The following is a 23,074-nucleotide window of genomic DNA, read 5'->3' on the forward strand; positions in this document are numbered from 1 at the left end:
TCAGGGTTCGGATGAGTTGCGGATTGTGCGAAATTCGCCTGTTCATTTTCATTCACTGGACACCGCCGGCAGAATCCGCAGAATCGCCTCTGGTTCAGGGAAAGGAGTTCCATCACGTGTCGGTTCGATTGCTGTTTCTCTCGTTGCTGTGCACCGCCTCAGGCGTCACCCATGCTGCAAACCAGGACGAGGGCATTGCTGGACATTACACCCTGCAGGCCAGGGAAATCGGCTCGCAACTGGTGCTGCAACCCGATAGCACCTTTGATGCCATGATCGTGTATGCCGGTGCCCAAGGCGCCGCCAAAGGACACTGGAAGCGTGCCGGTGACACCTTGCTGTTGACCAGCGACGCCGTTGAACCGCCGGCCGAAAAACTGCTGTTCAACCTGAGCCGTACCCACAGTCTGGCAGAACTCAAGGATGCGCATTTGCCCGACGGCGGTGACGCGTTCAAACAGGCGAAAAACCACTACGTCCTGAACCTGCGTTTCGCACGCTCCAGCCCCGTGCCGAGCATCGCGCCGGTGACGGTGTTGTTCGAGTTCGATGAGGGGCCAGAAACCCGGTTGATATGGGATAACGCCCAGGGCCGGCAGCTGTATTTGCCGTATTCGCAGCAGCGAAACCTGACGCGGATCGGCTTTCAAAGCGCTGCCGATCAGGCTGTGCAATGGTTTGCGATTGATCCCGTGACTCGCACCTTGTCGCTGAACTGGAAAGTCGATCGCGCGACGGGTCAGATGAGCTATGAAAAACCTGAAGAGCTGACCCTCGTGCAGTCGCAGCAGTTTCTGCGCAACGCCCCCAGGGAACGGGCGCTGATCGAGCGAAATTATGTCCTGAGGATGAATTACGGTGTGCCGGCGCAGCCGCCGGCGATCAAGCCTGTGGTTATCGAATGGTCCTACGACGATGGTTCGCAGAAGATTCTGCGCTGGACCGACTCACGACAATCTCAATTGAAAATGCCGGTCGAGGAGGGCAAGACCCTGCAAAGGCTCGGTTTGCGGATGAGTGATGCTCAAGCCGACACGCAATGGTTCGAGGTCGAGCCTGACAGCCGTGCGCTCGACCTGATGTGGGATGAGCGGGTCAACGCCGCGCAGATGCGCGACTTGTCCGGCATCTTCAAAACCCTGGCGCTGGACGTCAAAGGCGATTGCCTGGCAGTGGACCTGGGCAATGGCCTGGCGTGTTATCGCAAGCAGGATTAGTCGTGGTGTTGCGGCGCAACCATCCGGGTTTTCGGTGAGCCGTTCGAGTTGTGCTGATAGATGTCCTGCGGTTGGCCGCTGTCATTGAAAAACACCTGGCCAATGCCCGCCGAATTCCACAATCGTTCGCCAGCTTCAGCATGCTCCGGGACATGCGGCACGATGCGCATGCGCCGACGTTTGGTTAGCCAGTTCAGTGGCGAGCGCGGCGAGTACAGCCAGCGATTGAGCCGGTCGAACCATTCCAGCAGTGTCGCAGGAAACTCGTTCTTGATGCCGCTGCTGGTGATCTGCCAGATTTTCGGCCCGGCCTTGCGATGCCGGATCAGCACTTCGTAGACGAAGGAGTAATGCACATCGCCGGACAGCACCACGTAGTTACCCGGTGTGCGTGAGTGACGGAAAATATTCAGGATCACCTGCGCGGCACCGCGATGGGCCATCCAGTTTTCCGCGTCCACCAACAGGGGGAAGCCGCACCAGCTGAAGATCCGCTGCACGGTCTCGATCAATTTGACGCCGAAGATCGGCGCCGGCGAAACGATGATTGCGCTCGGATGGTCCAGCAGTTCCTGTTGCAGTTCGCTGAGGGCTTCCCAGTCCAGCAGGCCGGAGGGTTGCTTGAGGTTCATCTCGCTGCGCCAGCGTCGGGTACGGGTGTCGATCACGACGATGGCCGGGGTGGTTGGAAGGACAAAATGCCAGTTCTGAAACTTCAGCAGATCGTCGATCAAGTCGTCCTGAACCGGACTGTCGAGGTAGCGGTCATGCCCGGTGGCGCTGAACGCGTCGGTTTTTTTCAGGACTTCGCTGAAGGCGTCCGGATTGTTGCCCCAGCCCTGGCACAGCATGTAGGCAATCAGCGCATTGCCGATGATGCGTTTGGAGAACGGATGGCCATAGGCCGTTTCCTCCCATTGCGCGGAAAGATTCCAGTCATCGGTAATGTCGTGGTCGTCGAAAATCATCAGCGTCGGAATGTGCGCCAATGCCCGGGCGACGTTGCCCAGCCCGGCCTTGAAGCCGTCAATGTACGTTTGCTCGAGTGTGTAGCGCTCACGCCTTTTCGCTGTCAGTGCCGGAGGTTGCGGGGCGATCAGGGTCCAGGGCGTTGGCGACCAGACCAGCAGGTACATGGCCATGACTTCAGCAAATGTCACCAGATGGTTGTCGGCATTGCTGCTGGTGAAAATCGGTTTGCGCGCACCGCCGAAAAAACGGTCGCGCAGGGTTTCGTTGCTCTGCAGCGCCGGTAGCAAATCCGCGCGGTGGTAGTAACTGGCGGGATGCTCGTAGAGTTTGGCGCTGTCGCTGACCACGGCGCCTTCGAGGTGTTCTTCGAACAACCCCAAGCGTTCGATCAAGGCATGGATCGCCCGCAACATCGGCCCCGCGACATCGTCGGCGTAGATCTGATCGCCGGTCATGATCAACAGGGCGGGGCGATCCAGCGCTTCATGTTGCTGCGCGAGCAGCTCATCGACGCACAGCAAGCCGTCGGTCGCCGGGTGATGCGGCTTGCGGCAGGAACCGTGGAGCAATTGATCGACCCGTGAGCGCAGCACGAAGTCGGGATGCGAGGCATCGCCGTACAGCAGATGCGGTGCCCATGTAGCGATGCCCTCAACGCCATCGATCAGCAGGTCGTATTCGATCCGCTCGTCACAGGGCAGGGCGTTCTCCAGCGAGACGTCGATCAAATGGACGAAGGCATGAACACCCACCGACACCACGGTGCACTGCTGCGTACCGAGACGAATGTCGCCAACACCTTGCACACGCAGCGTCAGCGTCAGCGCCCGCGACCCGACCAGCCACATCACCAGGCGCGAGGGCTCCAGGCGTCGCAACAGCGGGCCGGCCAGGACCGGCGGCAGGGAAGTGCAATCGTCAGGCAGTGGCAGCGTCGCGGACATCCGGATTCAAGACTCTTGGGGGCACAGAAGCGGGCGATGATAGCGCACGTCAAGACGTGACAGGCTAATGTGAGCATGTCACGCCATGTGTTGGCGTTTGAGCATCCATCGAATCGAAGAGAGGGCGTCATGCACCGAATTATCCTGCCGGCACTGGCCATTTTGCTGGTGGCGCAGTCCCCGGCCTATGCCATCAACGACAAGTATCGCAAGCAACTCGAAGCGTCCGGTTGCACCCAGATGAGTGAGCTGCAGGGCTGTGATATCCACAAGACCAAGGCTGAAAACGCCAAGGCCGGGTTCAGCAATCCTGAAACCCCGGTCACAGGCGAAAAACCCCAAGACAAGTCGACCAACGGAAAAGAAGGAGCAAAGCCACCTGTCACGAAATGAAAAGCCATTGTCGTCTGATGAGAAGCATCCCGACAGGCCTCGTCCTACAGTCCAATCAATGCAATTCGATGCTACGCCAACTTGCTGATTGGAGAATAAGAAAAATGGCCAAAGCCGTACGCTTTTACGAAACCGGTGGTCCTGAAGTCCTACGTTACGAGGACGTCGAAGTCGGCGATCCCGGTCCGGGCCAGGTTCGTCTTCGACACGTAGCTGTTGGTTTGAACTACGCCGACACCTACTTCCGCAATGGTACTTACCCAATCCCGATGCCGAACGGCATGGGGGTTGAAGCCTCCGGCGTGGTCCAGGCCATCGGCGAAGGCGTGACCAACGTCCAGGTGGGGGACCGCGTCACTTACACCGGTTTTCTCAATACCCTGGGTGCTTACAGCACCGAGCGCCTGATCGCTGCCGCGCCGCTGATCAAGCTGCCGGAAACCATCAGCTTCGAAACCGCCGCCGCGATGACGATGCGTGGCCTGACGTCTTCGTACCTGATGCGCCGCATCTACGACTTCAAGCCGGGCGACAGCATCCTGTTGCACGCCGCTGCCGGTGGTGTAGGCCTGATCGTTTCGCAATGGGCCAAACTGCTGGGCCTGAACGTGATCGGCACGGTGTCGACCGAGCAAAAGGCTGAAATCGCCCGTGCTCACGGTTGCGACCACACGATCAATTACAGCCATGAAGATGTCGCCGCTCGCGTTCGCGAATTGACCGACGGTGTGGGCGTCAACGTGGTGTTCGACAGCGTTGGCAAAAACACCTTCATGGGCTCCCTGGACTCGTTGAAGCCCCGTGGCCTGATGGTCTGCGTGGGTACCGCGTCCGGCCCGATCCCGGCGTTCGACCCGGTGATGCTGGCGATGAAAGGCTCGCTGTACCTGACCCGTCCAGCCCTGGCCAACTACATCAGCGACCCGGCCGAAAAAGCCGCCCTGGCGGGCGAGTTGTTCGACCACGTCGGCAGCGGCCGGATCAAGATCGAGATCAACCAGCACTACGCCCTGCAGGACGCTGTGCAGGCGCACCGCGATCTGGAATCGCGCAAAACTACCGGCTCGTCGATTTTCGTCGTTTAAGGAGCTACCAGCCATGAAAGTCGAACAATTGACCTACAGCATTGGCGCCGAACTGACCGGCGTCAACCTGGCCGATGCGGTGCATGACGACGGTCTGTTTGCCGAGATTCGTGCCCAGTTGCTCAAGCACCGTGTGGTGTTCCTGCGCGATCAGGACATCACCCGCGCCGAGCACGTGGCCTTCGCCCGTCGCTTCGGCGAGCTGGAAGATCACCCGGTGGCCGGCAGCGATCCGGATCACCCTGGGCTGGTGCGGATCTACAAGAACCCGGATCAGCCGATGGACCGCTACGAAAACGCCTGGCACACCGACGCCACCTGGCGCGATGCCCCGCCGATGGGTTGCGTGCTGCGCTGCGTGGAGTGCCCGCCCGTGGGCGGCGACACCATGTGGACCAACATGGTCGCGGCTTACGCGAACCTGCCGGAAGACATAAAGGTCAAGATCGCCGACCTGCGTGCCCGCCACAGCATTGAAGCGAGCTTCGGTGCGGCCATGCCGATCGAGAAGCGCCTGGGCCTCAAAGCAATGTACCCGGATGCGGAACACCCGGTGGTGCGCATCCACCCGGAAACCGGCGAGAAGGTGTTGTTCGTCAACGCCTTCACCACCCACTTCAGCAACTACCACACCCCGGAGCGGGTGCGCTTCGGTCAGGACGCCAACCCTGGCGCCGGCGAATTGCTGCGCTACCTGATCAGCCAGGCGTACATCCCTGAGTATCAAGTGCGCTGGCGCTGGAAGCCGAACAGCATCGCCATCTGGGACAACCGCAGTACCCAGCATTACGCGGTGATGGATTACCCACCGTGCCATCGCAAGATGGAGCGCGCCGGCATCATCGGCGAAAAGACCTACTGATCCACCCTATCGCATTCGCACTCGTGAACACGTCCGCCCGGCTCGACCCCGGGTGGGCGGGACAATCATAAGAACTGGAGTAACTCATGCAATTCTTCGACGATTCCCTGCACCCGGAAAACATGGATAAGGTAGTCATTACCGTGGCCCCGTACGGCCCGGAGTGGATGCCGGAAGACTTCCCGGAAGACATCCCGCTGACCATGGATGAGCAGGTTCAAAAAGCAGTTGAATGCTATGAGGCCGGCGCCACGGTTCTGCACTTGCACGTGCGTGAACTGGACGGCAAGGGCTCCAAGCGTCTGTCGAAATTCAACGAACTGATCGCCGGTGTGCGTGAAGCTGTGCCGGACATGATCATCCAGGTCGGCGGTTCGATTTCCTTCGCCCCTGAAAGCGATGGCGAAGCGGCCAAGTGGCTGTCCGACGACACCCGCCACATGCTGGCCGAACTGACCCCGAAACCGGATCAGGTCACCGTGGCAATCAACACCACGCAAATGAACATCATGGAGCTGTTGTACCCGGAGTACCTCAAAGGTACTTCCCTGGACAACCCGATGACCCACGCCGCCTACAGCGAAATGACCGTACCGGCAGGCCCGGCCTGGGTTGCAGAGCACCTCAAGCGCCTGATGGACAACGGCATCCAGCCGCACTTCCAGCTGACCGGCATGCACGCCCTGGAAACCCTCGAGCGCCTGGTGCGTCGTGGCGTTTACAAAGGCCCGCTGAACCTGACCTGGATCGGCATCGGCGGTGGCTTCGACGGCCCGAACCCGTTCAACTTCTTCAACTTCATTCACCGCGCGCCGGACGGTTGCACCCTGACCTCCGAATCGCTGCTCAAGAACGTCATGCCGTTCAACACCATGTCGATGGCCATGGGCATGCACCCGCGTGTGGGCAACGAAGACACTATCATTGATCACAAGGGCGACCGTTTCGGCTCCGTTGACCAGATCAAGCAAACCGTGCGCATTGCCCATGAACTGGGTCGTGAAATCGCCACCGGCAAAGAAGCCCGCGAGATCTACCGCATTGGCGTGCAGTACGAAACCATCGAAGAAACCCTGTTGGCCAACGGCATGGCCCCCAACCGCAAGGCTGGGCAGAAAGGTGTACCGCAACGCGGTTAACCGAAGGTCGGGACGAGAGGCCGTGACCTCTCGTCCTCCTGACCGTTACACGCTTGAATAACAAAAATAAAACAAAGCTCTTGAGGAGGCTGCATGGCCTTTCACCCAATAGCCGCTGACGATGACGACTCCAGCGGAGTCGGCGTTGCGCGCCAATATGCCTGGATCGTCTTTGCATTGACGTTCGGCCTGTTGATTTCCGATTACATGTCGCGTCAGGTGCTGAACGCGGTATTCCCCCTGCTCAAGACTGAGTGGGCATTGAGCGACGGCCAGCTCGGCTTGCTCAGCGGTATCGTTGCCCTGATGGTCGGCCTGCTGACATTTCCCCTGTCGTTGATGGCGGACCGTTTCGGTCGGGTCAAAAGCCTGGCGCTGATGGCTTTCCTGTGGAGCGTGGCCACCTTGGGTTGCGCGTTGGCGCAAGATTACCAACAGATGTTCATCGCGCGTTTCATGGTCGGCGTCGGCGAAGCCGCCTACGGCAGCGTGGGCATCGCGGTGGTGATCTCGGTGTTCCCTAAAGAGATGCGGGCAACCCTGGCCAGCGCCTTCATGGCGGGCGGGATGTTCGGTTCGGTGCTGGGCATGGCGTTGGGCGGTGCGATTGCCGCCAAGCTGGGCTGGCGCTGGTCGTTCGCCGGGATGTCGTTGTTCGGCCTGTGCCTGGCGATTCTGTACCCGCTCATCGTCAAGGAAGCGCGCATTGCGCCGCAACGTGCCGCTCAGGTTGCAAACAAAACCGCGGCGGCGGTCAAGCGTCCGCTGCGCACGCTGTGGTCCAGCCGTTCGGTGGTGTCGACCTACGTCGCCAGTGGCTTGCAGTTGTTCGTGGGCGGCACCGTGATGGTGTGGATTCCCAGCTACATGAATCGCTACTACGACATGCCTACCGACAAGGCCGGCGGCATGGCGGCAATCATCGTGCTGTGCAGCGGTGCGGGGATGATCCTGTGCGGCATGCTCAGTGATCGTCTGTGCCGCAACTCGCCTGATCGCAAGGTCAGCCTGGCCATCTTTTTCTGCCTGGGCAGCTGTCTGCTGCTATCGGCGGCGTTCGCGCTACCGGCCGGGCCTTTACAACTGGTGCTGATCTGCCTGGGTATGCTGATTGCCACTGGCACCACCGGCCCAAGTGGCGCGATGGTCGCCAACCTGACGCATTACTCGGTCCACGGCACGGCGTTCGCCACGCTGACGTTGGCCAACAACATGTTGGGGCTGGCGCCGGGGCCGTTCATCACCGGCAAGGTATCGGACCTCATCGGTTTGCATGCCGCGTTCCAACTGGTGCCACTGGTCAGCCTCGCGGCAGCAGCGGTGTTCTTTTACGCCAAGTGTCACTACCACAAAGATATTGCCCGTCTTCAGGGTCAGAGCGTGTCTGGCCCCGTCAATGAAGCCGGATTAGAGGTGAAGTTGTGAGTCGTCGTTTACGTATTGATGTGTTTTTCGATTTCATCTGCCCCTGGTGCCTGATCGGCAAGCGCCAACTGGAACATGCACAAGTGCAGTTTCGCAGTCGCTATCCGGATGTGCAGATCACCACGGTGTGGCACGGCGTGCAGTTGCTGCCGCAGTTGCCGGCACAAGGTGAGCCGTTCGCCGATTTCTACCGCAATCGTCTGGGCAATGCCGACGCTGTAGCGATGCGCCAGGCCCAGGTACAACAGGCGGCTGCCTCGGTTGGGCTGGCCATCGATCTGAGCCGCATCGCGACGATGCCCAACACCGCAGACGCCCATCGTCTGTTCGAGCGAGCCGGCACGGTAGGCAACGCTGCCCAGCGTGAGATGTTGCTCGAACGTTTGTTCGCCGCGTATTTCAAGAAAGGCGAAGACCTGGGCTGCCGTGAGACCTTGCTCGCCATTGCCCGCGACTGCGGCATTGACGAAAACGCCGTGGCCGACGCCTTGCTGGGCGACGCCACGCCATTTCCAGGATCGCCTGGCGCGAGCAGCGGCGTGCCGAGCTTCCAGTTCGACCGCCGGATGACGGTGGTGGGCGCGCAACCTGCCGAGTCATTGCTCGCAGCAATGAAAGAAGCGCTCAAGGAAAGTGATCGCGAGCGGCAGCCGGCATGACCCGGCGCATTCCCGTACCTGCCGGCAAGTACCCGCAGGCCGGCGGTCGGGCGCTGTTCGAGTTCGAAGACAAGAGCCTGGCGCTGTTCAATATCGACGGGCAGTTGTATGCCATCGACGACAGCTGTCCGCATCAGGGCTCTTCGCTGTGCGGCGGGCGACTTGAGGGCCGGGTGATCCAATGCCTGGCCCATGGTTTGCGCTTCGATTTGCACAGCGGTTACCTGCTCAATTCCAAGCAGGTCAAAATCAACAACTACCCGGTCGAGATCATCGACGGCCAGGCGTTTATCGTCATCGCTACCGAGGAGTCCGCGCCATGAGCGCTTTAGCTCTCTCCCGCATCCAAAGCCGCACGCGCGAATTGGCCCCGGGATTTATCGTCAGTCTGATTGTCGCGGCCGCCGCGTCGTTCCTGTCCGAGCACTACGGTGCACCGGTCATGCTGTTTGCCTTGCTGCTGGGCATGGCTCTGAATTTTCTCGCCGATGACGGCCCGTGCAAGGCCGGTGTCGAGTTCACTGCCCGCACGGTGCTGCGCATCGGCGTGGCGCTGCTGGGCATGCGCATTACCCTTGAGCAGATGGCGGCACTGGGCTGGAAGCCGATTGCGCTGGTCGTGATTCTGGTGGTGGTGACTATCTCTATCTCGGTGATCGCCGCGAAGTTTCTGGGTTTCTCGCGTCTGTTCGGCATGCTCACCGGTGGCGCGACGGCAATCTGTGGTGCCTCGGCGGCATTGGCGCTGGCAGCGGCACTGCCCAACCATCCGCAGAAAGAACGCGCCACGCTGTTCACGGTGATCGGCGTCTCGGCGCTGTCGACCCTGGCGATGATCGTCTATCCGATGATCGCCAACTGGCTGCATTTGTCGCCGCAGGTGGCGGGCGTGTTCCTCGGCGCCACGATCCACGACGTGGCCCAGGTGGTCGGCGCCGGTTACGGCATGTCCACCGAGACCGGCGACACGGCGACAGTGGTCAAGCTGATGCGCGTTGCCATGCTGCTGCCGGTGATCGTCACCGCCGCCATGATCACCCGCATGCAAGGCGCCGACCCGACCGGTAAACGTCCGCCGTTGCTGCCGTGGTTCGCCGTCGGCTTTTTGATTCTGGCGTGCATCAACAGCACCGGCTGGATCGCTCCGGTGGTGCAGGGATCGGTCAACGAACTGTCGCGCTGGTGCCTGGTGATTTCCATCAGTGCCCTGGGCATGAAGACCCGGCTCAAAGAGCTCGCAGCGGTTGGCATCAAGCCGATCCTGCTGATGGTGGGAGAGACGGTGTTCCTGGTCGTGCTGGTGCTGCTGTTGCTGCACTGGGGTGCCTGAGCAGGCTTGGCAAATGTGTTATGGCAGGGTCACACAGCGTTGACTCCTCATGCTGTGGGGCTCCAGGCCGGTGTTACAAGCACCGGTCTTTCGCGGCGACTGTACCAGCAGTCGCCGTTTTTTTTGCCGGGTGATCAGGTGTCATTCGGATCGCTCGGCGGCTTTGTGCCAGCCAGCTTTTGCGAACTGCGCCACGCCGCCGGCGGCATGCCGAACTGGCTGATGAACCACCGCGTAAACGAACTCGCCATGGAATAGCCCAGCATGTCGGCAATACGACTGAGCGAGTAGGCCGGGTTGTCCAGGTAGCGCAGCACCAGGTCGCGACGCACATCGTTGATCACGTCGTTGAAGGCGCAGCCGTCGTCCTTGAGACGCCGTTGCAGGGTGCGTACGTTCATGCCCTGGCTTTGCGCGACCTGCTCGATGGTGGCGCGCCCCATGGGCAGCAGCAGGTAGATGGCCTTGCGCACTTCGAACAGCATCGAGGCCTTTTCGTTGCCTTGCAGTGTGTCGAGGTAGCTCTGGGCGTAGCGAGCCATCGTCGGATCGGCGTTGGGGTTGGTCACGTCGAGGCTGGCGTCGGAACAGACGATGCCGTTGAACTCGCTGCCGAACTCCAGGCTGCAGCCGAACAGACGCCGATGCAGCTGCAGGTTGTCGGGGGGCTGGTGCATGAAGTTGACGCTGTAGGGGTGCCAGTGCGAGCCGAGCAGGGCCGAGCACAGGCGGAACAACACGCCGATGGCCAGCTCTGTGGCCTGGCGGCTGGGCATCGGCGAATCGGTGACCACCTCTTCGCGAATGATCACCATCTTGCCGGCTTCTTCAATGAAAATGGCCAGCGAGTCGTTCATCAAATGCCGGTATTGCTTCACCACCTGCAAGGCATCGCGCAGGGTGCGCTGGTGGCTGAGCAACAGGCTGACGACACCAAAATCCGAGAGCTGGCGCGATTCGGCCATGCTCAGGCCGAACGTCTGGCAACCGCTGGCGGTGGCCGAATCTTCCAGCAGGCGCACGGCGGCATCGATGTGGATACGGTGTTCGGGGGCCAGCAAATGTGCCTTGCTCAGGCCCACCCCCGCCAGCACGTCGCGCGGGTTGAATCCCAGGTACTGGGTGACCTCAAGGTAGTTGGTCAGGACGGCGGCGCGAACAAGCTTGGACATGCTGAGAGTCTTCCCTGGGCCGATGGCGAGTGGCGAAAGCGTGGCGACTATATCCAGCGCATCGGCCGTTGAACAGTTGTCTTGTAATTGTTGGTTTACCCTGCTGCCAGGTCCCGAATCATCTACGCTTTGGAGGGCTATCGCACTCATTCGTTGATTACAGTGACCTTGGGCCAATCTGCGATGATTTTCGACCAGCGGTTATCTTGTCCCAATGTCTGACAATTTGTCATCAAAAGAAAAGTGCATGACGTCCAATGTAAAGCGTAGTGGGCGGGTGAACTTTAATGTCGACACAACAAAAAGACTCTGGCGAAAACAGCCAGTCGAGTCACCGAGAAAACGAAGGTGTTGACGTGGACAAACTGCAAACTGGCGCTACCATTCTGATCGTCCCGGGTCTGCGTGATCACGTTGCCGAACATTGGCAGACATTGCTTGAAGCCAGGCTGTGCAAAGTGCGCAGTGTTCCGCCACTGGAAACCGACAAACTCGATTGCATGGCCCGCGTTCGGGCGATCCAGCACGAGCTGGAACAGATCGACGGTCCGGTGATTCTTGTTGCCCACAGCGCTGGCGTACTGATGGTCGCGCACTGGGCCAAGCATTACAGCCGTCCGATCAAGGGCGCCTTGCTGGCCGCGCCACCGGATCTCGATGCGGTCTGGCCGGCTAATTATCCTTCCTCCGAGACCCTGCGCAGTCAGGGCTGGAATCCTCTTCCCGAAGGTCCGTTGCCGTTCCCGAGCATCGTGGCCGGCAGTACCAATGATCACCTTGCCAGTCTTTCTGCCGTTACTCGAATGGCAGAAGGCTGGGGCTCCGAATTGCTCAATCTGGGCGATGTCGGGCACCTCAATCCGGCCGCAGGATTTGGCCATTGGCAGCAAGCCGAGGCACTCATCCTGCAGCTGGACAGCGAACAGGAACCGGTCTGACATTACGTCAACCGGCATTTGCCCTCACTCCTGAAAACGCAGACCCGAAGAGGAATGCGCGAGGGCGGCTGCGCTTAAAACAAAGACAAAAAGGCGGAGACAACGCAATGCACAACAATAAGAGTCACGGCTTCACCACCCAACGCTACACCTTGCTGGCATCGGCCATTCTTGCGGCAACCGTTCCGATGGCCCATGCGGTCGAGATCGAGACGGGGAATCCGGACTGGAACGTACGGGTGGATAACACCATCAAGTACAACTACGGTGTGCGCACTGAAAGTGCTGACAAACGCATGTTGGCAACGCCGAACAACAACGACGGCGACTACAACTTCCGCAAGGCCGGGACCAACATCACCAACCGTATCGACTTGTTGACCGAGATGGATGTGGTCTTCAAGAACGCCATGGGTTTTCGCGTCAGCGCCGCCAGCTGGTACGACAAGGCCTATGAGAACGTCGGTTCCAACTCCAACCCGTTCGTCAACGGTAACGACGCGCGTTCTGGCCTGGTCGCCAACGATCCTCGCCTGGCCCCGGTCGTCAATGACAACGTCGGTTTTGGCAGCCCGCACCTGAGCAACTACGCCTCGCGTTATTACACCGGTCCGTCTGGTGAAATCCTCGACGCCTTCGTGTTCTACAGCACCGAAGTGGGTGAGGAGTCGATGTTCAGCGCCAAGGCCGGCCAGCACAACGTGTTCTGGGGCGAGACCATTCTCAACCCGGTGCATTCGATGAGCTACGGCCAGTCCGGCCTCGACCTGGCCAAACTGGCCGCGTCGCCGGGTACCGAAGCCAAGGAACTGTTTGTCCCGCGTAACCAGCTGTCGATGTCGTTCACCGTCAATCCTGAATTGACCCTGGGCGCCCAGTACTTCCTGGATTGGAACGAAGCACGTCTGCCGGAAGCGGGCACCTATTACGGTGGTTCCGATCTGGTCGGTTTCGGTGCGCAATCGTTCCTGTTGGGTAACACCAACGCCGTGGTACCGGGCAGCCCGCTGGGTTGTGGCCTGGCACCGTGCAACGGCTTGACCAATGTGCGTCGTGGCAAGGACCTGACCCCGCATGACAGCGGCGACTGGGGCATCATGGCCAAGTGGTCGCCAGCCTGGCTGGACGGCACCCTCGGCGTTTACTACCGCGAGACCTCGGAAATCCTGCCGCAAGCCTATCTGGACGCCAGGGGCATTACCTCGGCCAACCCGAACGGTACCCGTCCGGCCGGGCAAGTGCCTGCGGTGGTCAACACCCTGAACTCGCTGGATACCGCCACCTATCAACTGGCTTATGCCGACAACATCAAGATCGCCGGCCTGAGCCTGTCCAAGGACGTAGGCGGGGTGAGCGTGGGTTCGGACCTGAACGTTCGTCACAACATGCCGCTGGCCAGTATCCCGGCGATCGTCAGTACCCGTAGCCCGCTGGGCCTGGGTCAAGGGCTTGGCCTGTTGCCTGCCCGTACAGACGCCACCGGTGTGGTCTATGACACCCCGAGCCGCGGCGACAGCATGAGCGCCACCGGTGACACCTTGCACTGGACGCTCAACGGTCTGATGACCCTGCCTAAAACCCCAGTGTTCGACCAGGCGACTGTGCTGGCCGAGTTGTACTACAGCAACCTGCTCGAACTCGATAGCAAGAACGAGGCGCTCTACAAAGGCAAGAGCACCTATCGCGGTATCGACGCGTCGACCCGCGACAACTGGGGTCTGGCCATCAACTTCACACCGACCTGGTACCAGGTATTCCCGGGTGTCGACTTCAACGCGCCGATGTCCGTCAACGTCGGTCTCGATGGCGTGTCCCCGGTCACCGGTGGCGGTGCCAAAGACACCGGCAACTATGCCGTTGGCATCGGTGCCGTTGTGTACAACAAATACTTTGTCGACCTGAAGTACGTGGACTCTTTCGGCGAAACCGACAAGTGCAAAAACAGTGGTGTGAGCACCGGCCCGACCGGTGGTGATGGCTCCACCCCGAACGCCTTTAGCGGCAACGAAAACTACGCCTGCTACGCCGGTGGCTACTCAGCCTTCTCCGGTGGTGGTGCTACGACTGAGGACCGTGGCGCGGTGTACCTGACGATGAAAACTACATTCTGATTCACCACTGATTTGCTTAACGCAAGCAGGAGAATAACAACATGAAATTTGTAAAAACCGTGTTGGCCGCTTCGCTGGCCATGGTCTTCGCCGCTCAGGCACAGGCCGCTGTTTCAACTCAGGAAGCTGCCAAGCTTGGCGCTAACCTGACCCAGGTAGGGGCTGAAAAAGCCGGGAACGCTGATGGTTCCATTCCTGCCTACAACGGCGGCTTGACCACTGCTCCAGCCAGCTTCAAAGCCGGTGACAGCATGCGTCCGGATCCGTTTGCCAGTGAAAAACCTGTGCTGGTGATCGACGGCAAAAACGTCGATCAGTACAAGGGCATGCTCACCGCGACTACGGTAGAGCTGGCCAAGCGTTTCCCGACGTTCCGTGTCGACGTGTTCCCGACGCACCGCACCGTATCGCTGCCTCAAGCGATTCTGGACAACGGCGTGAAAAACGCCGTCGGCGCCAAGTCCCTGGAAGGTGGCCTGGCCATCGACAACGTCCTGCCGGGCATTCCGTTCCCGATTCCGCAGTCGGGCAACGAAGCGATGTGGAACTTCCTGCTGCGCTACCAGGGCGTCAGCATCAGCTCCAAGTACGACTCCTGGAACGTTGACTCGGCCGGTGTGGCGAGCCTGGCGACCACCGGGCAGGCGAACATCTCCTACCCGATCTATGAAAACCTCTCGCAGCCGATCAGCAGCTCCGACGTGTACTACCAGATGAAGCTGGCGTACACCGGTCCTGCGCGCCGCGCCGGTGAGGCGATCATGCTCAAGGATGCCGCCAACCCGTTGCAGCAACCCCGTCGCGCCTGGCAGTACTTGCCAGGGCAGCGTCGCGTGAAACTGGCGCCGAGCCTGGCTTACGACACGCCAAACCCGGGTACCGCCGGTGCGGGCACCTACGATGACGTGTTCGTGTTCAACGGTGCGCTGGATCGCTACGACTGGAAGCTGGTCGGCAAGCAAGAAATGATCGTGCCTTACAACACCTACAAGCTGACCTACGTGCAGGATCCGAAGTCGCTGACCACCGCCAATCACCTGGCACCTGACTTCGTACGCTGGGAAAAACACCGCGTGTGGGTCGTGGAAGGCAACCTCAAGGCCGGTGCTCGCCACATCTACCAGAAGCGCCGCTTCTACCTCGACGAAGACAGCTGGACCGCTTTGGCCTCGGATCAATATGACGCCCGTGGTCAGCTCTATCGCGGTTCCTTCGCCTTCCTCAGCCAGAGCTATGACAAGCAGGTTCCAGACTCCACCCCGTTCATGATCTATGACCTGGTGGGCGGCTCCTACAACATCAACGGTGTAGTCGGCCCTTACGGCGGCATCAAGTACATCGAGCCGCTCTCCAAGGCCCAGTGGTCTTCGGAATCCCTGGCCGGCGCCGGCATTCGCTAAGCCAACTGCAAAAAAATGCGCCCGTTCGGTCCACTGCCCACAAGGCGGTGAGACCGTCGGCGGTCGGTTCGCGCCGATCGCTACGAACGCCAGGTTTTAACGTCAGGCACACCTTTGTGTGCCCCGGCGCGGTTTTCCGAAGAGGACGCAGTATGTGTTCATATAAAAATAATAGATTGCTACTGGCCCTTGGCGTTGTGCTCTGCCTGTCGCAGGGCGTCACCCAGGCGGCCGAATATGTCGACGTGCTGGACCTGCCTGCCAGGGTCAGTGCCTTGGCCATCAACAGCCCGCTGTCGGGCATGACCCGCGCCGGTGAGCGCGTGATTGCCGTCGGCCAGCGTGGCCATATTCTGTTTTCCGATGATTCTGCAAAGCACTGGCAACAGGCCGCCGTGCCGGCCAGTGCCGACCTCACTGCGGTGAATTTTCCGACAGCCACCCAAGGCTGGGCGGTGGGTAACGACGGCGTGGTGCTGCACAGCAGCGACGCCGGCGCGACCTGGCAAAAGCAACTCGACGGTCGTCAGATCGGCGCCTTGCTGGTCAAGCATTACACGGCTTTGGCGAGTGCCGAGCCGAGCAACGAGCAATGGCCCCAGTTGGCTATGGAAGGCCAACGACTAGCCGATCAGGGCGCGGACAAACCGCTGCTCGGCGTCTGGTTCGCCAACGAAAAAACCGGCTACGTGGTCGGCGTGTTCAACCTGATCCTGCGCACCGACGACGGTGGCCAGACATGGACGCCGTATCAGGACCGCACCGAGAACCCCCAGGGTTTCCACCTCAACGCCATCGCCTCCACCGGCGACAGTGTGTACATCGCTGGCGAGCAAGGCCTGTTGCTCAAATGGGATGACAGCGCCCAGCGTTTCGCCGCCGTGCCAACGCCGTATCAAGGCAGCTTCTTCGGTGTCGTCGGCCAGCCCGGCGAAGTGCTGGTGTATGGCTTGCGCGGCAACGTGTTGCGCAGCACCGACGGCGGCCAGAACTGGACCGCGCTGGACAGCGGCCTGCACGTCAGCATCACCGCCGGCCTGATCGATGCCCGTGGCCATTACCGCCTGTTCACCCAGGGCGGGCAGATGCTGGTCAGCCAAGGGACTGGCGCGCAAATGCGTCTGACGCAGCAACCGGCGCGCGCACCGGTTGCCGGCGCCACCCAGTCCGCCGATGGTGCACTGGTGGTCGCGGGCAGCCGCGGCGCCCAGACGCTGACCGTCGATCCAGCCCTCGAACCCTAAGAGCGAGAACCCAGACATGGGCAATATCAAACAAGACGCCATGCCGGTGATTCGCGAACTGCGCGATTTCGACCAACGCTCCGGCAACCTCCTCGAACGGCTGGTGTTCAACTACCGCCCGCTGTTCATGCTGCTGATGGCGCTGGCCACCGTGGTCCTGGGTTTCATGGCCGTGACGCGCCTGGAGTTGCGGCCAAGCTTCGAAAAAATGATTCCGCAGAGCCAGCCCTACATCCAGAACTTCCTGGAAAACCGCGCTTCACTGCGCGGCCTGGGCAACTCGGTGCGGGTGGTGGTCGAGAACACCCAGGGCGATATTTTCGACCCCGCTTACCTCGATGTGCTCAAGCAGGTCAACGACCAGCTGTTCCTCACCGAAGGCGTCGACCGTGCGTGGATGAAGTCGCTGTGGAGCCCGGCCGTGCGCTGGACCGAAGTCACCGAGGACGGTTTCCAGGGTGGCCCGGTGATGCCCGACAGTTATCAGGGCTCGCCTTCGGACATTGAACAGCTGCGCCAGAACATCTCCCGTGCCGGTATCGTCGGCAGCCTGGTGGCCAGCGATTTCAAGTCGACCATGCTGATCGTGCCGCTGATGGACAAGGCCGCCGCCGGCGGCCAACGCATCAACTACCACGCCTTCTCGCAGATGCTCGAAGAGCAGTTGCGCGACAAGATCGAATACGCCGGCGACAGCGCGGCGCGTAAATCCGGGGTCGAAGGCAGCGGCCATTACAAAGTCCGGGTGATCGGCTTCGCCAAACTGATGGGCGACCTGATCGACGGCCTGATCCAGGTGATGATGTTCTTCGGCCTGGCCGTGGTCACCTCGCTGATCATCATCTATGCCTACACCCGTTGCGTGCGCAGCACCCTGCTGGTGGTCGGCTGCTCGCTGGTTGCGGTGGTCTGGCAACTGGGCATCGTCGCCTGGCTCGGTTACGCCATCGATCCGTACTCGGTGCTGGTGCCGTTCCTGATCTTCGCCATCGGCGTGTCCCACGCCGCGCAGAAGATGAACGGCATCATGCAGGACATCGCCCGTGGCACCCATAAACTGATCGCCGCGCGCTACACCTTCCGCCGTCTGTTCATCGCCGGGGTCACCGCGCTGCTGGCCGACGCCGTGGGCTTCGCGGTGCTGATGCTGATCGACATCCCGGTCATCCAGGACCTGGCGATCACCGCCAGCATCGGTGTCGCGGTGCTGATCTTCACCTCGCTGTTGCTGATGCCAGTGGCATTGTCTTACGTCGGTGTCGGCGCGAAAGCCGCCGAGCGTGCGCTGAAAATCGACAACCGCGCCGAGAAGCACAAAGGCTTCGGCAAACTGTGGGACGCGCTCGATCGCTTCACCACGGCCAAGTGGGCCACCGGCGCCGTGCTGGTCGCGGTGTTGATGGGCATCGGCGGTTTCGTGGTCAGCCTTGACCTGAAGATCGGCGATCTGGAAAGCGGGGCGCCGGAGCTGCGCGCCGACTCGCGCTACAACCGCGACAACGCCTACATCACCCAGCATTACGCGCTGTCCAGCGACCTGTTCGCGGTGATGATCAAGACCGCACCGGAAGGCTGTCTGAACTACAAGACCCTGGTGCTGGCCGATCGTCTGGCCTGGGAGCTGCAACAGTATCCGGGCGTGCAGGCGACCTCGTCGTTGGTCAACGCGGTACGCCAGATCACCGCCGGTACTTATGAAGGCAACCCCAAGCTCAACAGCATCCAGCGCAACCAGGACGTGCTCAACTACGCCGCGCAGCAAGCCTCGGTCAACTCCCCGGAGCTGTTCAACACCGACTGTTCGCTGATGCCGGTGATCGCCTTCCTCAAGGATCACAAGGCTGAAACCCTGGACGCCGTGGTGGCGATTGCCGACAAGTTCGCCAAGGAAAACAGCACCGAAGACCGCCAGTTCCTGCTCGCGGCCGGCAGCGCCGGGATCGAAGCGGCGACCAACATCGTGGTGCGCGAAGCCAACCACACCATGCTGTTGTACGTGTATGCAGCGGTGACCTTGTTCTGCCTGATCACCTTCCGCAGCTGGCGCGCCACGCTGGTGGCCCTGTTGCCGCTGGTGCTGACCTCGATCCTCTGCGAAGCCTTGATGGTGGCCATGGGCATCGGCGTGAAAGTCGCGACCCTGCCGGTGATCGCCCTCGGGGTGGGGATTGGCGTGGACTACGCCTTGTACCTGCTCAGTGTGCAGTTGCACTTCCAGCGCCAAGGCCTGCCGTTGTCCGAGGCCTACCGCAATGCCGTGTCGTTCACCGGCCGGGTGGTCGGGCTGGTGGGCATCACCCTCGCTGCTGGCGTGGTGTGCTGGGTCTGGTCGCCGATCAAGTTCCAGGCCGACATGGGCATCCTGCTGACCTTCATGTTCCTGTGGAACATGCTTGGTGCGCTGATTCTGATTCCTGCGCTTTCGTACTTCCTGTTGCGCACCCCGGTGCTGGAGCGCAATGACGCTACCGACGCCGACGATGCGCCAACCGACAACACCGATACCACTCAACGTCCCGGCATGCCCAATGCCCTGACTATTTCCGAGTAAGCCAAGATGTCTGATTACAAAGCTCCTTTGCGCGATATGCGCTTCGTCCTCAACGAGGTTTTCCAGGTGTCCCGGCTGTGGGCACAATTGCCCGGCCTGGCCGACGTGATCGATGAAGAGACCGCCGCCGCCATCCTCGAAGAAGCCGGCAAGATCAGCGGTGAAGTGATTGCGCCCCTGAACCGCGCCAGCGACGAACAGGGCTGCACCTGGAACAATGGCGCGGTCACTGCCGCAGACGGTTTTGCCCAGGCGTATCAAGCCTTCGCAGAAGGCGGCTGGGTGGGTGTCGGTGGTGATCCGCAGTACGGCGGCATGGGCATGCCCAAGGCGATTTCGGCCCAGGTCGAAGAGATGGTCAACTCGGCCAGCCTGTCGTTCGGCCTGTACCCGATGCTGACCGCCGGCGCCTGTCTGTCGATCAAGGCCCACGCCAGCGAAGAACTCAAAGCCGCTTACTTGCCGAACATGTACGCCGGCACCTGGACCGGTTCGATGTGCCTGACCGAAGCCCATGCGGGCACCGATCTGGGCATGATCCGCACCAAGGCCGAACCTCAGGCTGACGGCAGCTACGCGATCAGCGGCAGCAAGATTTTCATCACCGGCGGCGAGCACGATCTCACCGAAAACATCATCCATCTGGTACTGGCGCGCCTGCCCGATGCACCGGCCGGACCGAAAGGCATTTCGCTGTTCCTGGTGCCCAAAGTGCTGGTCAATGCCGACGGTTCGCTGGGCGAACGCAACTCGCTGTCCTGCGGCTCCATCGAACACAAGATGGGCATCAAGGCATCGGCCACGTGCGTGATGAACTTCGATGGCGCCACCGGCTGGATCGTCGACGCACCGAACAAAGGTCTGGCGGCGATGTTCACCATGATGAACTACGAGCGTCTGGGCGTCGGCATCCAGGGCCTGGCCCAGGGCGAGCGCTCCTATCAGAACGCCGTCGCCTACGCCCGTGACCGTCTGCAAAGCCGTGCACCGACCGGCGCGCAGCAAAAGGAAAAAGCCGCCGACCCGATCATCGTCCACCCGGACGTGCGCCGCATGCTGCTGACCATGAAAGCCTTGAATGAAGGCGGTCGTGCGTTCTCCAGCTACGTGGCGCTGCAACTGGACATCGCCAAGTACAGCGATGACCCGGTTGCCCGCACCCGTGCGCAGGACCTTGTGTCGCTGCTGACGCCTGTCGCCAAGGCGTTCCTCACCGACATGGGCCTGGAAACCACCCTGCATGGTCAGATGGTTTTTGGCGGCCATGGCTACATCCGCGAGTGGGGCCAGGAACAACTGGTGCGCGACGTGCGCATCACCCAGATCTACGAAGGCACCAACGGCATCCAGTCCCTGGACCTGGCCGGTCGCAAGATCGTCGGCAACGGCGGTTCGCTCTACCGTCTGTTCGCCTCGGAAATCCGCGACTTCACCGCCAATGCCAGCGCTGATCTTGGCGAGTTCACCCAGCCGTTGAATGCTGCCGTGGACACCCTCGACGACCTGACCGCGTGGCTGCTGGACCGGGCACAAAACAACCCGAACGAAATCGGCGCGGCCTCGGTCGAGTACCTGCACGTGTTCGGCTACACCGCGTATGCCTACATGTGGGCGCGCATGGCCAAGGCCGTCATGAGTGGCGATGCCGAGGACGATTTTTACACCAGCAAACTGGCTACCGCGCGTTTCTACTTCGCCCGCTTGCTGCCACGTATCCACTCGTTGAGCGCATCGGCCAAGGCCGGCAGTGACTGTCTCTTCGAGCTGCAAGCCGATCAGTTCTGATCTAAAGAACAAGGAACCTTATTCATGATGGCGACAAAAATAATTCCACCCGCCGACGGCGCTTATGCCTATCCGTTGCTGATCAAGCAATTGCTGCTGTCCGGTGTGCGCTACGAGCCGGGCCGGGAAATCGTCTACGCCGACAAGCTGCGCTACAGCTACGAGACCCTCAACAAGCGCATTCGCCGCCTGGCCAATGCGCTGACCGCTGCCGGGGTCAAGGCAGGCGACACCGTGGCTTTGCTCGACTGGGACAGCAACCGTTACCTGGAATGCTTTTTCGCCGTGCCGATGATCGGCGCGGTGCTGCACACGGTGAACATTCGCCTGTCGCCCGAGCAGGTGCTGTTCACCATGAACCACGCCGAGGATGACCTGGTGCTGGTGCATGATGATTTCCTGCCCCTGGTCGAACAGATCCATGGTCGGCTGGAAACCGTAAAAGGCTACCTGCAACTCACCGATGACGAGGCGACCAAGACCTCGCTGCCGGTGCTGGGGGAATACGAGCACCTGTTGTCCCTGGCTTCGGAACAGTACGACTTCCCTGATTTCGACGAGAACTCGGTGGCGACACTGTTCTACACCACCGGCACCACCGGCGACCCGAAAGGCGTGTACTTCACCCATCGTCAACTGGTCCTGCACACCCTCAATGCCGTCGGCACCCTGGGCGTCTACCAAGGTACGCCGCTGTTGCGCTCCGACGACGTGTACATGCCGATTACGCCGATGTTCCACGTGCATGCGTGGGGCGTGCCGTATGTCGCGACCCTGATGGGCATCAAACAGGTCTATCCCGGCAAGTACGAACCCAACAGCCTGGTCAAGTTGTACCGCGAAGAGAAGGTCACCTTCTCCCACTGCGTACCGACCATTTTGCAGATGATCCTCAACTGCGAAGAAGGCAAGGCAACCCGTTTCGAGGGCTGGAAAATGCTCTTGGGCGGCAGCGCGCTGACCCTGGGCATCGCCAGCGAAGCCAGTGCCAAAGGCATGGTCGTGCACGCCGGTTACGGCATGTCGGAAACCTGCCCGTTGCTGTGCCTGACGTACCTGCGTGACGAAGATCGCCAACAGTCCACCGAGGCACAACTGCCGGTGCGCATCAAGACCGGTACGCCGGTGCCGATGGTCGATCTGAAAATCATCGACGCCAATGGTGACGATGTCGCCCACGACGGTGAGTCCCTCGGCGAAATCGTCGTTCGTGCACCGTGGCTGACCCAAGGCTATTTGAAAGAGCCTGAAAAAGGCGCCGAGCTCTGGCTCAACGGCTGGCTGCACACCGGTGACATGGCCTCGATCGACAAGCTGGGCGGCGTGGAAATCAAGGACCGCATCAAGGACGTGATCAAGACCGGCGGCGAATGGATCAGCTCCCTGGAACTGGAAAGCCTGATCAGCGAACACCCGGCGGTCATGTCGGTCGCGGTGGTGGGCATCGTCGATGAACAGTGGGGCGAACGCCCGATGGCCATGGTCGTCTGCGAACCGGGGCAATTCCTCGACCGCAAGATCCTGGAGGTTCATCTGCAAGCCTTCGTCGACGGCGGGCGCATCAACAAATGGGCGATCCCCAAGCAGTTCAAGTTCGTGAACGAAATCCCCAAGACCAGCGTCGGCAAGATCAACAAGAAGCTGATTCGGGAAAGTGAAGCGAACTGAGGGATAAACCTGGCACTGCTGTTGCAGGAGCGAGCACGCTCCGGGCGGCGTTCCGTGGACAGGAGCGCCGCGTTTAGCCAGAAAACACGCGTTTTCGTTAACGACCATCGCGAGCGCGCTCGCTCCTACAGGAGTTCACCGCTGTCAGGCGGTTTCTGGATAGTGTGCAGGGCGTCAAC

Annotated in this window: 18 protein-coding genes; 16 read left to right on the plus strand and 2 right to left on the minus strand. The window is 60.8% G+C overall.

What is annotated here, in order from left to right; all coding sequences use genetic code 11:
- Positions 1–116 precede the first annotated feature (116 nt).
- Positions 117–1,217, plus strand: a complete 1,101-nt coding sequence (locus QMK58_RS05190) for a hypothetical protein (protein WP_320395959.1) — start codon at positions 117–119, stop codon at positions 1,215–1,217.
- Here the strand turns inward: QMK58_RS05190 and QMK58_RS05195 are convergent.
- Positions 1,214–3,133 carry an alkaline phosphatase D family protein gene (locus QMK58_RS05195; protein WP_320395960.1) on the minus strand — a complete coding sequence of 640 codons (1,920 nt, stop codon included), beginning with the start codon at positions 3,131–3,133 and terminating at the stop codon, positions 1,214–1,216. The two genes, QMK58_RS05190 and QMK58_RS05195, sit on opposite strands and share 4 nt — an antisense overlap.
- 129 nt (positions 3,134–3,262) lie before the next feature.
- Here QMK58_RS05195 and QMK58_RS05200 point away from each other — a divergent pair, with 129 nt between their 5' ends.
- From QMK58_RS05200 to QMK58_RS05235, 8 genes are all read left to right on the plus strand, one after another.
- Positions 3,263–3,526, plus strand: coding sequence for a hypothetical protein (locus tag QMK58_RS05200; protein ID WP_053154864.1), 264 nt, complete (start codon positions 3,263–3,265; stop codon positions 3,524–3,526).
- A gap of 104 nt (positions 3,527–3,630) precedes the next feature.
- Entirely contained in the window at positions 3,631–4,611 is a 981-nt protein-coding gene (locus QMK58_RS05205; RefSeq protein ID WP_053154867.1) for a quinone oxidoreductase family protein, read from the plus strand.
- 13 nt (positions 4,612–4,624) lie between these two features.
- Positions 4,625–5,473: a TauD/TfdA dioxygenase family protein gene (locus QMK58_RS05210; protein ID WP_053154870.1), complete on the plus strand. Its 849-nt coding sequence runs from the start codon at positions 4,625–4,627 to the stop codon at positions 5,471–5,473.
- An 86-nt stretch (positions 5,474–5,559) separates the two neighbouring features.
- Entirely contained in the window at positions 5,560–6,612 is a 1,053-nt protein-coding gene (locus QMK58_RS05215) for a 3-keto-5-aminohexanoate cleavage protein (RefSeq protein ID WP_053154873.1), read from the plus strand.
- A 93-nt stretch (positions 6,613–6,705) separates the two neighbouring features.
- Positions 6,706–8,037 (plus strand): MFS transporter, encoded by a 1,332-nt coding sequence (locus tag QMK58_RS05220; RefSeq protein WP_053154876.1) that lies wholly within the window; start codon positions 6,706–6,708, stop codon positions 8,035–8,037.
- Positions 8,034–8,696: a DsbA family oxidoreductase gene (locus tag QMK58_RS05225; protein ID WP_053154878.1), complete on the plus strand. Its 663-nt coding sequence runs from the start codon at positions 8,034–8,036 to the stop codon at positions 8,694–8,696. Before QMK58_RS05220 ends, QMK58_RS05225 begins: the two co-directional genes overlap by 4 nt.
- The gene (locus tag QMK58_RS05230) at positions 8,693–9,019 is read left to right on the plus strand and encodes a Rieske (2Fe-2S) protein (RefSeq protein WP_053154881.1); all 327 of its coding nucleotides are present in this window, start codon (positions 8,693–8,695) and stop codon (positions 9,017–9,019) included. Before QMK58_RS05225 ends, QMK58_RS05230 begins: the two co-directional genes overlap by 4 nt.
- Positions 9,016–10,026, plus strand: a complete 1,011-nt coding sequence (locus QMK58_RS05235; protein ID WP_053154884.1) for a YeiH family protein — start codon at positions 9,016–9,018, stop codon at positions 10,024–10,026. The genes QMK58_RS05230 and QMK58_RS05235 overlap by 4 nt, the downstream gene beginning before the upstream one ends.
- 134 nt (positions 10,027–10,160) lie before the next feature.
- Here the strand turns inward: QMK58_RS05235 and QMK58_RS05240 are convergent, their stop codons facing one another.
- On the minus strand, positions 10,161–11,198 hold the full coding sequence (locus QMK58_RS05240; RefSeq protein WP_053154887.1) for an AraC family transcriptional regulator: 1,038 nt from the start codon (positions 11,196–11,198) through the stop codon (positions 10,161–10,163).
- Between the two features lie 356 nt (positions 11,199–11,554).
- Between QMK58_RS05240 and QMK58_RS05245 the strand changes: the two genes are divergently transcribed.
- The 7 genes from QMK58_RS05245 to QMK58_RS05275 all read left to right on the plus strand — a co-directional run bounded on the left by QMK58_RS05245 (position 11,555) and on the right by QMK58_RS05275 (position 22,895).
- Positions 11,555–12,136 (plus strand): RBBP9/YdeN family alpha/beta hydrolase, encoded by a 582-nt coding sequence (locus QMK58_RS05245; protein ID WP_053154916.1) that lies wholly within the window; start codon positions 11,555–11,557, stop codon positions 12,134–12,136.
- A 107-nt stretch (positions 12,137–12,243) separates the two neighbouring features.
- Complete coding sequence (locus tag QMK58_RS05250) at positions 12,244–14,247, plus strand: DUF1302 domain-containing protein (protein ID WP_053154890.1); 2,004 nt, start codon at positions 12,244–12,246, stop codon at positions 14,245–14,247.
- Positions 14,248–14,288: 41 nt separating this feature from the next.
- A complete protein-coding gene (locus QMK58_RS05255; RefSeq protein WP_053154893.1) occupies positions 14,289–15,647 on the plus strand; it encodes a DUF1329 domain-containing protein in 1,359 nt (452 codons plus the stop codon).
- A gap of 152 nt (positions 15,648–15,799) precedes the next feature.
- Positions 15,800–16,891: a WD40/YVTN/BNR-like repeat-containing protein gene (locus QMK58_RS05260; RefSeq protein ID WP_053154895.1), complete on the plus strand. Its 1,092-nt coding sequence runs from the start codon at positions 15,800–15,802 to the stop codon at positions 16,889–16,891.
- A 16-nt stretch (positions 16,892–16,907) separates the two neighbouring features.
- Positions 16,908–19,442, plus strand: coding sequence for an efflux RND transporter permease subunit (locus QMK58_RS05265; RefSeq protein WP_320395961.1), 2,535 nt, complete (start codon positions 16,908–16,910; stop codon positions 19,440–19,442).
- 6 nt (positions 19,443–19,448) lie between these two features.
- Positions 19,449–21,227 carry an acyl-CoA dehydrogenase C-terminal domain-containing protein gene (locus QMK58_RS05270; RefSeq protein WP_053162383.1) on the plus strand — a complete coding sequence of 593 codons (1,779 nt, stop codon included), beginning with the start codon at positions 19,449–19,451 and terminating at the stop codon, positions 21,225–21,227.
- A 24-nt stretch (positions 21,228–21,251) separates the two neighbouring features.
- Complete coding sequence (locus tag QMK58_RS05275; RefSeq protein WP_320395962.1) at positions 21,252–22,895, plus strand: fatty acid--CoA ligase; 1,644 nt, start codon at positions 21,252–21,254, stop codon at positions 22,893–22,895.
- Positions 22,896–23,074: the final 179 nt, after the last annotated feature.

This window comes from Pseudomonas sp. P8_241 (assembly GCF_034008315.1).
Lineage (GTDB): Bacteria > Pseudomonadota > Gammaproteobacteria > Pseudomonadales > Pseudomonadaceae > Aquipseudomonas.